12 protein-coding genes and 3 pseudogenes are annotated in these 13,068 nt (G+C 63.9%); 4 read left to right on the top strand and 11 right to left on the bottom strand.

The genetic code is table 11. The features are described 5' to 3' along the window. A pseudogene (locus tag EOA27_RS04765) lies at positions 1-226 on the bottom strand (DNA recombination/repair protein RecA); the annotation flags it as partial. A gap of 282 nt (positions 227-508) precedes the next feature. Here EOA27_RS04765 and EOA27_RS04760 point away from each other — a divergent pair. Then, positions 509-1,462 carry a carbohydrate kinase family protein gene (locus tag EOA27_RS04760; protein WP_126082473.1) on the top strand — a complete coding sequence of 318 codons (954 nt, stop codon included), beginning with the start codon at positions 509-511 and terminating at the stop codon, positions 1,460-1,462. A 40-nt stretch (positions 1,463-1,502) separates the two neighbouring features. Then, positions 1,503-2,420, top strand: a complete 918-nt coding sequence (locus EOA27_RS04755; protein ID WP_126082472.1) for a pseudouridine-5'-phosphate glycosidase — start codon at positions 1,503-1,505, stop codon at positions 2,418-2,420. Between the two features lie 208 nt (positions 2,421-2,628). Here the strand turns inward: EOA27_RS04755 and EOA27_RS04750 are convergent. Continuing rightward, positions 2,629-2,953 (bottom strand): annotated as a pseudogene (locus EOA27_RS04750) (TfoX/Sxy family protein). An 89-nt stretch (positions 2,954-3,042) separates the two neighbouring features. Between EOA27_RS04750 and EOA27_RS04745 the strand changes: the two are divergent. Then, positions 3,043-3,540 (top strand): GFA family protein, encoded by a 498-nt coding sequence (locus EOA27_RS04745; RefSeq protein ID WP_126082471.1) that lies wholly within the window; start codon positions 3,043-3,045, stop codon positions 3,538-3,540. 179 nt (positions 3,541-3,719) lie between these two features. On the opposite strand, the gene sufA is transcribed toward EOA27_RS04745, so the two are convergent. The 7 genes from sufA to EOA27_RS04710 form a co-directional block, all read right to left on the bottom strand. Continuing rightward, positions 3,720-4,100, bottom strand: a complete 381-nt coding sequence (gene sufA / locus EOA27_RS04740) for a Fe-S cluster assembly scaffold SufA (protein WP_126082470.1) — start codon at positions 4,098-4,100, stop codon at positions 3,720-3,722. A 107-nt stretch (positions 4,101-4,207) separates the two neighbouring features. Next, a complete protein-coding gene (locus EOA27_RS04735) occupies positions 4,208-4,600 on the bottom strand; it encodes an SUF system Fe-S cluster assembly protein (protein WP_126082469.1) in 393 nt (130 codons plus the stop codon). Between the two features lie 5 nt (positions 4,601-4,605). Further along, the gene (locus EOA27_RS04730) at positions 4,606-5,847 is read right to left on the bottom strand and encodes a cysteine desulfurase (RefSeq protein WP_126082468.1); all 1,242 of its coding nucleotides are present in this window, start codon (positions 5,845-5,847) and stop codon (positions 4,606-4,608) included. Positions 5,848-6,014: 167 nt separating this feature from the next. Further along, the gene (sufD, locus tag EOA27_RS04725) at positions 6,015-7,286 is read right to left on the bottom strand and encodes a Fe-S cluster assembly protein SufD (RefSeq protein WP_126082467.1); all 1,272 of its coding nucleotides are present in this window, start codon (positions 7,284-7,286) and stop codon (positions 6,015-6,017) included. A gap of 25 nt (positions 7,287-7,311) precedes the next feature. Beyond that, entirely contained in the window at positions 7,312-8,067 is a 756-nt protein-coding gene (gene sufC / locus EOA27_RS04720; protein WP_042644485.1) for a Fe-S cluster assembly ATPase SufC, read from the bottom strand. Positions 8,068-8,092: 25 nt separating this feature from the next. Further along, complete coding sequence (sufB, locus tag EOA27_RS04715) at positions 8,093-9,613, bottom strand: Fe-S cluster assembly protein SufB (protein ID WP_126082466.1); 1,521 nt, start codon at positions 9,611-9,613, stop codon at positions 8,093-8,095. A 190-nt stretch (positions 9,614-9,803) separates the two neighbouring features. Then, the gene (locus tag EOA27_RS04710; protein ID WP_126082465.1) at positions 9,804-10,964 is read right to left on the bottom strand and encodes a cysteine desulfurase family protein; all 1,161 of its coding nucleotides are present in this window, start codon (positions 10,962-10,964) and stop codon (positions 9,804-9,806) included. A 267-nt stretch (positions 10,965-11,231) separates the two neighbouring features. On the opposite strand from EOA27_RS04710, the gene EOA27_RS04705 reads away from it, so the two are divergent. After that, positions 11,232-11,906 (top strand): alpha/beta hydrolase, encoded by a 675-nt coding sequence (locus tag EOA27_RS04705; protein WP_095818525.1) that lies wholly within the window; start codon positions 11,232-11,234, stop codon positions 11,904-11,906. Positions 11,907-11,933: 27 nt separating this feature from the next. Here EOA27_RS04705 and EOA27_RS04700 read toward each other — a convergent pair whose 3' ends face one another. Both EOA27_RS04700 and EOA27_RS04695 read right to left on the bottom strand, forming a co-directional pair. Then, positions 11,934-12,803: a phosphatase PAP2 family protein gene (locus tag EOA27_RS04700; protein WP_126082464.1), complete on the bottom strand. Its 870-nt coding sequence runs from the start codon at positions 12,801-12,803 to the stop codon at positions 11,934-11,936. A gap of 47 nt (positions 12,804-12,850) precedes the next feature. Next, a pseudogene (locus tag EOA27_RS04695) lies at positions 12,851-13,068 on the bottom strand (glycosyltransferase family 39 protein); the annotation flags it as partial.

The raw sequence follows: 13,068 nt of genomic DNA, 5'->3' as shown, positions 1-13,068 counted from the left end.
AGATCTCGACGATCCGGCCACGCGGCAGCCCGCCGACGCCAAGCGCGATATCGAGGCCGAGCGAGCCGGTCGGTACGGTTTCGATCTCGACCGCCTGCTCGTTGGCGCCGAGCCGCATGATCGAGCCCTTGCCGAAAGCGCGCTCGATTTGCGACAGCGCCGCGTCCAGAGCCTTTGATTTGTCCACTGCCTTATCCTCTACAAGCCGCAAAGTATTCTGAGCCATGATACATCACCCCTTGGTCGTCAATGAAGGCCGGACAATCCGTGATCCCTGCTGTTTTGTACCTTTTTTGTTCTCATTTGGCAAGGGGCTACAAATATTTGAAAAACAATCAATATCTGGATTTGTTCTATTTTTGTATCACCAGGGCTAGTGCGGAGCACAACCGCTGGTCCAGAAGAGATTTCGATGTCCGGCCATCCCGAATCGCGACCCCGATTGCAGGGCGACCCGGGGAAACCTAGTGTGCGCAGCCGCACGATCAATGAAAGTCAGCGACCCGAAATGCCGACATTCCCAACTATCCTGGCCCCAACGATCCTGGCCTTGGGCGGCGCCCATATCGACCGGCGCGGCCAGGTCTCGGGCACCTATGTGCCAGCCGCCTCCAACCCCGGCATGATGCGCGAGGATGTCGGCGGCGTCGTTTTCAACGCGCTGCGCAGCGTGGTGAAGCGCGGCGTGTCGGCCTCGCTGATCTCGGTGCGCGGCGGCGACGCGGCAGCGGACACGGTCGCCTCGGCGATCGACAGCGCCGGGATAACGGACCTCTCGGTGGTGTTCCTCGACCGCACGACGCCGAGCTACACGGCGCTGATCGACGCCGAGGGCGAATTGATCGTCGGACTGGCCGACATGGCGCTCTACGACCTCGCCTTCCCCAAGCAGATGAGGCGTTCCAAGGTGCGCGAGGCGATCGCCGCGGCCGACGCCATCCTGTGCGACGCCAACCTGCCGACCGCGGCGCTGGAGCGCCTGGTTGCGCTCGCCGGCGACCGGCCGGTCTTCGCCATCGCCGTCTCGCCAGCCAAGGTCGTCCGCCTGGCGCCTCTGCTCAGTGATCTGTCGCTGCTCTTCATGAACCGCCGCGAAGCCGCCGCGCTGGTTGGCGCCGAAATGTCAGGAGAAGCCCTTGTCGACGCACTCAGGCAGGTCGGCCTGAACGCCGGCGTGATCACGGCCGGCAGCGCTCCGGTGCTGGGCTTCGACGACGCCGGCATCTTCGAAATCGACCCGCCCGCGCCGCGCCGGGTCGCCGACGTGACCGGCGCCGGCGATGCGCTGACCGGCGCGACGGTCGCCGCCCTGCTGCGCGGGCTGCCGCTGCGTGCCGCGCTACGCGAGGGCGCCGCGGCGGCGATGCTCGCCATCGAGAGTCCAGAGGCCGTGCCGTCCCTCACGACCGCCAATTTCAGGCAGGCGCTTGCCCTTGTGCCGGAGGCACGGGAGGTGGCATAGGGCCATCGACAATCTACTTCCTCCTTGTCGGAGAACAGCCATGACGCCGGAAACCACCCGCCCCTTCGTCGATGTCCACCCGCCCGTGGCGGAGGCCCTTGCCGCCGGCCGGCCCGTGGTGGCGCTGGAATCCACCATCATCACCCACGGCATGCCCTACCCCGACAATGGCGCCATGGCGGCCAAGGTCGAGCAGATCATCGCCGATGCCGGCGCGGTGCCGGCGACGATCGCCGTGGTCGACGGCCGCATCAAGATCGGCCTCTCCGACGGCGAACGCGAATCGCTTGCCATGACGGGCGACGCCATGAAGCTGTCGCGCGCCGATCTCGGCTTCGCGGTCGCTCAAAAGCGCACCGGCGGCACCACGGTTGCGGCCACGATGATTGCCGCGCACATGGCCGGCATAAAAGTGTTCGCCACCGGCGGCATCGGCGGCGTCCACAAGGGCGCCGAAAAGAGTTTTGATATCTCGGCCGACCTCGACGAGCTGGCGCGCACGCCGGTCATCGTCGTCTCGGCCGGCGCCAAGGCGATCCTCGACATCGAAAAGACGCTGGAAGTGCTGGAGACACGCGGCGTGCCGGTCATCGGCCATGGCAGCGAGACGATGCCGGCCTTCTGGTCGAGGCAGTCGCCCTTCCGCGCGCCGCTGACGCTGCAGGCGCCTGGGGACATCGCCCATTTCTACCGCACGCGCCAGGCGCTGGGCTTGGGCGGCGGCATTCTGGTCGCCAATCCCGTGCCGCAGAATGACGAGATCCCGGCCGACGAAATGGCCGGCTATATCGACGCCGCGCAGAAGGCCGCCGAGGCGCAGAACGTCACCGGCAAGGCGGTGACGCCCTTCCTCTTGTCGAAGATCCTCGAACTCACCGGCGGCCGCAGCCTCAAGACCAACATCGCGCTGGTCGAGAACAATGCCCGGCTGGCGGCGGAGATCGCGAAGGCACTGTAAGGGCACACGTCGAAGGCCCCCTCACCCGGATTGCCAAGGCCGAATTGCGAAGAGCAATTCGGGGCAATCCGACCTCTCCCCGAGGGGAGAGGAGCTGCCAGCCCCTGCGCCAACCTCTTCTCCCCAGCTGGGGAGAAGGTGGCCGCGAAGCGGCCGGATGAGGGGGCGGCCTCGACGTGCCCTTCGTAGTGTTCAATAACGGATCAAATCACTTCCCCGCTCGTCTTCCCGCCTCATAAGCACGCCGCGCCCACACGGCCATCTCGTCCGGATCGTCGAACGCCTCGTCGGGCACGCTCCAATAGGGCATCGCCACGTCCTTGCCGTGGCGCGAGCCGGTATAGGTCCACTGGCTGCAGCCGGCGGCCTCGAAATCGGGAATGGTTTCCTCATCCGCCTTGAGCAGCAGTTCGCCGCGCACCTACCACCGCGACGATGACGCCGTCGCAATAGATGCCCTTACCGCCGAACAGTTTTCGGATGCTGATCGGGCCCAGGCTTTCGAACAGTTCTTCGAGGCGCGTATTATCCATGGCGCGATGATCTCATCCGCCATCGGCCTTGTCATCGCCGCAACCAAAGGCATGCTGACAGGTTGAGACCTGAAAACGGAGTTCCCGCCATGCCTGTCCTGCTCAAAGGCTCCTGCCGCTGCGGCGCCGTCCGGTTCGAGGTGGATAGCCACACGCCGGTGCCGTTCATGCTCTGCTACTGCTCGATCTGCCGCAAGCAGCAGGGCGGCGGCGGTTTCGCCATCAATCTCGGCGCCGACTACGACACCTTGAAAATCACGGGCAAGCGCAGCCTCGGCGTCTATCGCGCCGAAATCGAGGATGACGAGCATCCGCATTGCGAGGTCTCGACCGGCGAGCGCAATTTCTGCCGCAAATGCGGCTCGGCCCTCTGGCTCTACGACCCGACCTGGCCGGAGCTTGTCCATCCCTTCGCCTCGGCAATCGACACCGACCTGCCGAAGCCACCGGAAAAGGTGCATCTGATGCTGAAATACAAAGCGAACTGGGTCGAGCCGGTGATCGGCAAGAAGGACAAGGTCTTCGAGGTCTATCCAGAGGAATCGATCGCCGACTGGCATAAGCGCACGGGCATGTGGGTCGATTAGCTTTCTTCTCCCCGTTCTACGGGGAGGTGAGGTGTGGTCCGCGAAGCGGACGAAACGCCAATTGCTTGGCTTTTGGAATGACGAACGCCGGCAGGCTGCGCCAGCCTCTCAAAACTTCGCACCTACCCCTCATCCGGCCCTTCGGGCCACCTTCTCCCCGTAAACGGGGCGAAGGAAGATCAGGCCGACGCGCGCGCCTCTGCCAGCGCCTTGAGGTCGGCGGGCTTCAATTCGACGGATTCGCCGCAGCCGCACGCCGAACTCTGGTTCGGGTTCTTGAAGGTGAAGCCGGTGCGCAGCGTAGTCTGCTCGAAATCCATCTCGGTGCCGAACAGGAACAGCGCGGCTTCGGGCGCGACATAGACATGCGCACCGTCGCGCTCGATGTGGTCGTCCTTGGTGTTTGGCTCAGTCACCAGGTCGATCGTGTATTCCATGCCGGCGCAGCCGCCCTTCTTGATGCCGAGGCGGATGCCATGCGCGTTGTCGCGCGTGGCCACGATCTCGCGCACGCGATCGGCGGCCTTGTCGGTCATCGTTATGACGGCGAAGCGTCCCATGTCATTCTCCACTTTCGCGCGGGTTCAAGGCCCGCGGAATGAGTCTGCCCTTAAGATGGTGAAGTTTCACCTAGCGCGCAAGTCAGCCAATCTTTTCAAGCCGATCCCTAATACCATCCGACCGCGACTTGCGCCTCTTCCGACATGCGGTCGGGCGTCCATGGCGGGTCGAACACCATGGCGACCTCGACACCGGAAACGCCCTCGACGGCGCCGACGGCGTTCTCGACCCAGCCCGGCATTTCGCCGGCCACCGGGCAGCCCGGCGCGGTCAGCGTCATGTCGATCTTGACTGACCGGTCGTCCTCGATGTCGATCTTGTAGACCAGGCCGAGCTCATAGATGTCGGCCGGGATTTCCGGGTCGTAGACCGTCTTCAGCGCGGAAACGATGTCGTCGGTCAGCCGCGCCAGCTCGTCGGCGGGGATCGCCGAGGCCGAAACGACGCTGTCACCCACCGTTTCCGGCACAGTCTCTGCGGTCGCGCTCACATCGTCCATGATCATCACCCGAAGAACTTTCGCGCCTTTTCCAGCGCCTCGGCCAAAGCGTCCACTTCGGCCCTCGTATTATACATGCCGAACGATGCCCTGCATGTGGAGGTGACGCCGAAGCGTTTCAACAGCGGCTGGGCGCAATGCGTGCCCGCGCGGACGGCAACACCTTGCCGGTCGATCACCATAGACACGTCATGCGCATGGATACCCTGCAATTCGAACGAGATGATGGCGCCCTTGCCCGGCGCGTCGCCAAAGATGCGCAGCGAATTAATCGCCCGCAGCCGCTCGTGCGCGTAGGTCTTGAGGTCCGCCTCGTGCCCCGCGATGCGTTTGCGGCCGATTTTTTCCATGTAGTCGAGCGCAGCACCCAGGCCGATCGCCTGTACGATCGGCGGCGTGCCGGCCTCGAAACGGTGCGGCGGATCGTTGTAGGTGACGATATCCTCAGTCACTTCCTCGATCATCTCGCCGCCGCCCATGAAGGGCCGCATCTCTTCCAGCCTGTCCTTCTTGCCGTAGAGCACGCCGATGCCCGACGGGCCGTAGACCTTGTGTCCGGTGAAGACGAAGAAATCGCAGTCGAGGTCCTGCACGTCGATCGGCATATGGACGGCGCTCTGGCTGCCGTCCACGAGGACAGGAATGCCACGCGCATGCGCGATGCGCACGATCTCCTTGATCGGCGTCACCGTGCCCAGCGCGTTGGACATCTGCGTGATGGCGACCAGTTTCGTGCGCGAGGTCAGCCGCTTTTCGAATTCCTCGATGTGAAGCGCGCCGAGATCGTCGACCGGCACCCAGACCAGCTTCGCGCCCTGCCGCTCGCGGATGAAATGCCAGGGCACGATGTTGGAGTGGTGCTCCATGATCGACAGCACGATCTCGTCGCCCTCGCCAATCCGCGGCATGCCCCAGCCATAGGCGACCGTGTTGATCGCCGAGGTGGTGTTGGAGGTGAAGACGATATTGTCGGTGCTCGGCGCGTTCAAAAACCGCTGCACCGACTTGCGCGCATTCTCATAGGCGTCGGTCGCGGCATTTGACAGAAAATGCAGGCCGCGATGGACGTTGGCGTATTCCTGGGAATAGGCGTGCTGGATCGTGTCGAGCACCACCTGCGGCTTCTGCGCCGAGGCGCCGTTGTCGAGATAGATCAGCGGCTTGCCGTAGACCTGGCGCGACAGGATCGGGAAGTCGCGGCGGATCGCCTCGACATCATAGGGGGTGGTTTCGATCTTCTGGTCCACAGCAATCAACCTTCCAATGTGGCTCCCCCTCACCCGACCTCCGCTTCGCTCCGGCCACCCTCTCCCCGATGGGGAGAGGAGGTCACCAACGTCGCATCCGCCTCTTCTCCCCTCGGGGAGAAGGTGGCCGCGAAGCGGCCGGATGAGGGGGCCTGCGCCCTACGTCGCTAGCCGTGCGTCGAAAACCAGCCGTCGAGCCGCTCTTCGAGCGCTTCGACCAGCGCTTCGTCGTCCAGTTCCTCGATCACTTCGGCGACGAACGCCTTCACCAGAAGGCCCTGCGCCGACTTCTCGTCGATACCGCGCGCCATCAGGTAGAACAGATGGTTATGGTCGATCTCGGTGACCGTCGCGCCGTGGCCGCAGACCACATCGTCGGCGAAGATCTCCAGCTCCGGCTTGGTCGAGAACTCGCCGTCATCCGACAGAAGCAGCGTGTTGCAGGCCATCTTGGCATTGGTCTTCTGCGCATATTGATGCACGTTGATGCGGCCCTGGAAGACGCCGCGCGCCTTGCCGGTCACCACATTGCGGATCACTTCCGTAGACGTCGTGTGCGGCACGGCATGGTCGAGCACCATGGTGGTGTCGGTATGCGTGTCGCCGGCAAGAAGGTTGATGCCGCGCAGTTTGAAATCGGCGCCCTCGCCCGTCGTCCTGACGACGACCTCCTGGCGAACGAGCCTGCCGCCGGCATTCATCACGAACAGCGTCAGCTTGGCATCCGGGCCGATATGCGCCTTGAACTGGGCGAGATGCGTGGCTGTATCCGGCTGCTCCTGCACGATCAGCCAGGTCACTTCCGCGCCGTCGCCGACCACGAGCTGGCTGACCGACGAGACCAGCGCCTCGTCGCCCTCGCCCGTCTGGCGCTCGACGATGACCGCCTTGGCGCCGGCCCCGACACGCGCCAACAGCCGCACATGCGATTGGCCGCCGGCCTGCAAATTCTGCAATTCGATCGGCTTTTCCAGCTCGGCGCCGTCGGCGATATCGACGAAATAGCCGTCGGCAACAAAGGCCGTGTTCAGCGCGCCGATCGCGTCGTCGTCGCCATAGGGATCGAGTCCCGGCGCAACGCTTCCGTCGGTCAGCTTCTCCGACAAGCGCTGCACGGTGACGCCTTCGACCTCCGGCAGCTTCGTCTGTGAGACTCCGTTCAGCACAGGCAGCACGGCCGACCCTTCAAGAACCGGCGCAAGTGCCTTGGCCACGGCGTCGGTTTCGAAAGCCGGCACGTTGGTCAGCAACCGGCGCAGGTCCGTGTAATGCCAGGATTCGACGCGGCGCGTCGGCAGGCCGTGCTTGATCGCCTCGATCGCGTCGTCGCGCTTGACCATCACCGCGCCGTCGCCGGGCAGTTGCGACAGCCGCTCGCCAAAGGCGTCGATCAGCGCCGTCTCGGCCAAGGTCCGCTGGGGCTGTGCATGCATGTTCATGACTTTCGCCTCGACCGCTCCCATCTCACGCGGCTTCGCCTATCACACCGGCATAGCCGTTGGCCTCGAGATCGAGCGCCAGCGACTTGTCGCCCGACTTGATGACCTGGCCCTTGTAGAGCACGTGCACCGAATCCGGCACGATGTGCTCGAGCAGGCGCTGGTAGTGGGTGATGACGACGATGGCGCGCTCCGGCGAACGCAGCGCATTGACGCCATCGGACACGATCTTCAGCGCGTCGATGTCGAGGCCGGAATCGGTCTCGTCGAGCACGCAGAGTTTTGGCTCCAGCAGCTTCATCTGCAGGATCTCGGCGCGCTTCTTTTCCCCGCCGGAGAAGCCGACATTGAGCGGCCGCTTCAGCATGTTCATGTCCATGCTGAGCGAAGCCGCGGCTTCCTTCACGCGCTTGAGGAACTCCGGCACCTTGAGCGGCTCCTCGCCGCGCGCCTTGCGCTGCTCGTTCATCGCCACTTTCAGGAATTCCATGGTCGCCACGCCCGGTATTTCCATCGGATACTGGAAAGCGAGGAAGATGCCGGCGGTGGCGCGTTCGGCCGGATCCATTTCGAGGATCGACTGGCCATTATAGAGGATGTCGCCCTCGGTGACCTCATAGTCCTCGCGGCCGGCGAGGATATAGGACAACGTCGACTTGCCCGAACCGTTCGGACCCATGATGGCGGCGACCTCGCCGGCTTTCACCGTCAGGTTCAGGCCGCGGATGATCTCGGTGCCGTCATCGACGATGCGGGCATGCAAATTCTTGATCTCAAGCATAGTTTCTTCCTGAATAATTTTGCGGTCAGCCGACCGAACCCTCGAGGCTGATGCCGATCAGCTTCTGCGCCTCGACGGCGAACTCCATCGGCAGCTGCTGGATGACATCCTTGACGAAGCCGTTGACGATCAGCGCGATCGCTTCCTCTTCGGGGATGCCGCGCTGCATGACGTAGAACTTCTGGTCCTCGGAAATCTTCGACGTCGTCGCCTCGTGCTCGAACTTCGCCGTCGCGTTCTTGGCTTCCATGTAAGGCACGGTGTGCGCGCCGCACTGGTCGCCGATCAAAAGCGAGTCGCAATTGGTGAAGTTGCGCGCGTTGGCCGCCTTGCGGTGCGCCGAGACCTGGCCGCGATAGGTGTTCTGCGAGAAGCCGGCGGCGATGCCCTTGGAGATGATGCGGCTCGACGTGTTCTTGCCGAGATGGATCATCTTGGTGCCGCTATCGACCTGCTGATAGCCGTTCGACACCGCGATCGAATAGAACTCGCCCGAGGAATCGTCGCCGCGCAGGATGCAGCTCGGATATTTCCAGGTGATGGCCGAACCCGTCTCGACCTGCGTCCACGAGATCTTCGAGCGGTCGCCGCGGCAGTCGCCGCGCTTGGTGACGAAATTGTAGATGCCGCCCTTGCCCTCGGCGTCGCCGGGATACCAGTTCTGCACCGTTGAATATTTGATCTCGGCATCGTCGAGCGCGATCAACTCGACCACCGCCGCATGCAGCTGGTTCTCGTCGCGCTGCGGCGCCGTGCAGCCTTCGAGATAGGAGACGTAAGCCCCCTCCTCGGCGATGATCAGCGTGCGTTCGAACTGGCCGGTGTTCTTCTCGTTGATGCGGAAATAGGTCGACAATTCCATCGGGCAGCGCACGCCCTTCGGCACGAAGACGAAGGAACCGTCGGTGAACACGGCCGAGTTCAACGTCGCGTAAAAATTGTCCGAGGTCGGCACCACGGAGCCGAGATATTTCTTGACCAGTTCCGAATGCTCGCGGATCGCTTCCGAGATCGAGCAGAAGATGACGCCCGCCTTGGCGAGCTCTTCCTTGAAGGTGGTGACCACGGAAACCGAATCGAACACGGCGTCGACCGCGACGCGGCCGGACTTGTAGACGTTGTCGCCTATCTCCGCTTCCTCGTCCACCGCCGCGAGCTTCTGCACGCCGGCCAGGATTTCCTGCTCCTTGAGCGGAATGCCGAGCTTTTCATAGACCTTGAGCAGTTCAGGGTCGACTTCGCTCAGCGACTTCGGCCCCGGCGTGCTCTTCGGCGCGGCGTAGTAATAGATGTCCTGGAAGTCGATCTTCGGATAGTGGACGCGCGCCCAGGTCGGCTCTTCCAGCGTCAGCCAGCGGCGATAGGCCCCCAGACGCCATTCCAGCATCCAGTCCGGCTCATCCTTCTTGGCCGAGATGAAGCGAATGATGTCCTCGCTCAGGCCCTTCGGGGCCTTGTCCATCTCGATCTCTGTCTGGAATCCGTATTTATACTGGTCGACGTCGATCTTTCGGACTCGATCGATCGTCTCCTGCACAGCAGGCATAAGCGTTCTCCATCCACGCCGGGGTCAAGGCCCGGCAGTTTTCAAACTATGGCACCGCTGTGATCGCATCCCGGCAGGGGTGCGCAGCGGAGTAAGCTCCATATAGTGCGTATCCGCCGGAAATTCACCCGGCCAGGACAAAACGCACCACTCTACCAGGCCGCAGGGCCTGAATTCGTCTTCGCCGCCGTCAGGCGGCTTCTTCCTTACCCGCCCGGCGCACGACGATGCCCGCCAGCCCGGCCCGGAAGGCCTCGATATCCTCGGCGCCGGTCGCGCGGCCGATCGACACGCGCAAGGCGCCCAGGCTGTCGCCATGGCCCATGGCCTTCAGCACATGGCTTGGCCCGACCTTTCCCGATGAGCAGGCCGAACCCGCCGACAGCGCGACGCCGGCAAGATCGAAAGCGATCTGCGCCGTCTCGGCCTTGACGCCGGGAATAGCGAAGAATGTCGTGTTGGCAAGCCTCTGAGCGCCATTTCCGAAGATTTCCGCGTCCGGCGCCAGTTCGGTCACGATGGCTTCGACCTCGTCGCGCCGGCGCGCGATGGCGTCCATATTGCCGAGGCCGGCAAGCGCTGCCCGCGCGGCGGCGCCGAAACCGGCGATCCCGGCAACGTTTTCCGTCCCGGCGCGATGGCCCTTCTCCTGGCCGCCGCCATTGACCAGCGGCCGCGGCATCATCAGGTCGGACGCGGCGACGATCGCGCCGACGCCTTTGGGACCGCCGATCTTGTGCGAGGACAGGATCAGGTAATCGGCATAAGGGTCTGACATATCGAGCGGAATCCGCCCGGCGGCCTGCACGGCGTCGACAACCAGCACCCCGCCGGCGGCCTTGACGATGTCGGCGATGCGCCCCACCGGCTGGACGACACCAGTCTCGTTATTGGCGGCGTGGATCGCCACCAGCGGCAGGCCGGCTGTCTTGTCATGCTGGGCAAGCGCAGCGGCAAGCGCCTCGATATCGGCGATGCCGTTGCTGTCAACGCCGATCCTCGTCACCTGCGCCGGCGCGAAGCGCCCGCCATTGAGGACGCAGGGATGGTCGGCCTCAGAGACATAGAGATGGCTCATGCGGATGGCGCCGCGCCCCATCTGCCAGTCCGGCGTAAGCAGCGTCGAGGAGGCCTCGGTGGCGCCGGAGGTGAACACGACATGCTCGGGCCTGGCGTTGACCAGCCGCGCCACGTCGCGGCGCGCGTCCTCGACCAGCCGGCGCGCGGCGCGGCCCTCGGTGTGGACCGATGATGGGTTGGCGGCATCGAGCGCAGCGACCATCGCCGCCCGCGCTTCCGCAATGAGCGGCGCGCTGGCGTTGTAGTCGAGATAGGCGCGGGTTGCGGCCATTTTCGCTCAGTTCGTCCTTCCGCCAACTATCCCGCGAGGATAGCGCGTTATTTCCTTGAAATTGCAAGGCAAGCCGTCCTATTTACCCGGCTTGCGGCGCGGGCGGCCGGACCATCGGGTTTCGGCCTCCCAGTTTTGAACAATTCTAAACTAGCTTCTAGGAAGACGCTCGCCCGGCGTCAAGGCCACAGAAGGTTTGGGGCCGCAGGACAGTTAGGGCCGAAAGAGTTCCGGGCTAGCGCATTCATATGCCACGTGGAGTATTTTATGCCTGAGGTCATTTTCGCCGGTCCGGCTGGTCGCCTGGAGGGACGTTATCAGCCCTCGAAGGAAAAGAGCGCCCCGATCGCCATTGTGCTGCATCCGCACCCGCAATTCGGCGGCACGATGAACAACAAGATCGTCTACGACCTCTTCTACATGTTCCAAAAGCGCGATTTCACTGTGCTGCGCTTCAATTTCCGCGGCATCGGCCGCAGCCAGGGCGAGTTCGACCACGGCACCGGCGAATTGTCGGACGCGGCTGCGGCGCTCGACTGGGTGCAGTCGCTGCATCCAGATTCGAAAAGCTGCTGGGTCGCCGGCTATTCCTTCGGCTCGTGGATCGGCATGCAGCTTCTGATGCGCCGGCCGGAGATCGAGGGCTTCATCTCGGTGGCGCCGCAGCCCAACACCTATGATTTTTCGTTCCTGGCGCCCTGCCCTTCATCCGGCCTGATCATCCATGGCGATGCAGACAAGGTGGCGCCGCCCAAGGACGTGCAGGGGCTTGTCGACAAGCTGCACACGCAAAAGGGCATCACCATCACCCAGAAGACGCTGCCCGGCGCCAACCATTTCTTCGCCAATGACGCCGAGTTGCTGATCCACGAATGCGCTGACTATCTCGACCGGCGCCTCGCCGGCGAACTCGCGGATCCGCGGCCGAAGCGGCTGCGCTAAGCGGGAAAGCTGTACAGTCGAAGAGCTTTAATGGGTTGGCGTCCGGTCGGCGCCGATCTCGCCGCCTTCGACCGGGCCGGCCATCGAAGTCCTGCCTCTCGGCGCGCGGGAGGGTGCCAGCCGGAATGTCCGCTTGCGCACCGGCAGCTTCGCGCTTGTCTGGCCGAAGATGAAACCGAGCCGGGCGAAAACCAGCCCCGAGGCAACAGCAAACGCCAGCCCTAGGCCGAAGCCCGCAACCGTATCGCTTGGATAATGCGCGCCGACGAAGACGCGGGTCGAAGCGATGCAGGCGGTGACCGCCAGCGCGATATACCAGCGGCGCGGGAACAAAAGCAGCAGGATGCCGAACACCGCACCCATCGTCGTGGCATGGCCGGAGGGAAAGCCGGCGAAGCGCGCATCCATGGCGAAAGGATGCAGCGACAGGACGCCGAAGCTGTCGAAATAAAGCGGCCGGGCCCGGCCGATGCCGTATTTCAACAGGTTGACCGCGAGACCGGACAGGCCGACGGCGCAGAGCACCAGGAAGGCGAAGCACGTCCAGTTGTAGACCAGCATCCGGCCGTGCCGGGACAGGCCGCGCCAATCCGTCAGATTGGCGGCGACGAGGCAGAGCGCTGACGGAATGAGGTACCACCCGCCGAGGCCGAACTGCGTGAAGAAATCGGTGTAGCGCACGAAGCCGGGTGACCATTCGCCGCGCATTTCGCCTGCGCCAGCGTCGAGGCGCAGGAAGGTCGCAATGATGAGCAGCACCCAGGCTATGAGCCAGACGCTCCATAGGATTCGCGGATAGCGCGCCGGCCGCACGGCAAAGCGTCGCATCACGATCGACATCGTGTCGCGGAAATTGCCGAGCGAGCGGCGGTAAAGGGCAAAGGGCGCGGCGGACATGGCTTTGGCGCGAGTCTATAGGGGCATTCGATGCCCGAGGCTATTCATCACGGCGCCACCCGGTAAAGCCCGAGCGCAAGCTTGTCTCCTGACGAATAGTTGATGCCGTCGATCTCGGTCAGCCGCTTGGCCGACTTGCCCTGGGCGGTCAGCACATCGGCAAGCTTCTGCTCGTCCTTGATCGGCGCCAGGCCGAGCGCGCAGGACGGATCGTCGAGCAGATGCCGCGCCACGCCCTCGACCTCGGTGAGCACGGTCTTGGTGC

Source organism: Mesorhizobium sp. M2A.F.Ca.ET.037.01.1.1, from assembly GCF_003998075.1.
In the GTDB taxonomy this organism is placed as follows: domain Bacteria; phylum Pseudomonadota; class Alphaproteobacteria; order Rhizobiales; family Rhizobiaceae; genus Mesorhizobium.
This window is presented reverse-complemented; position numbering and strand designations above follow the sequence as displayed.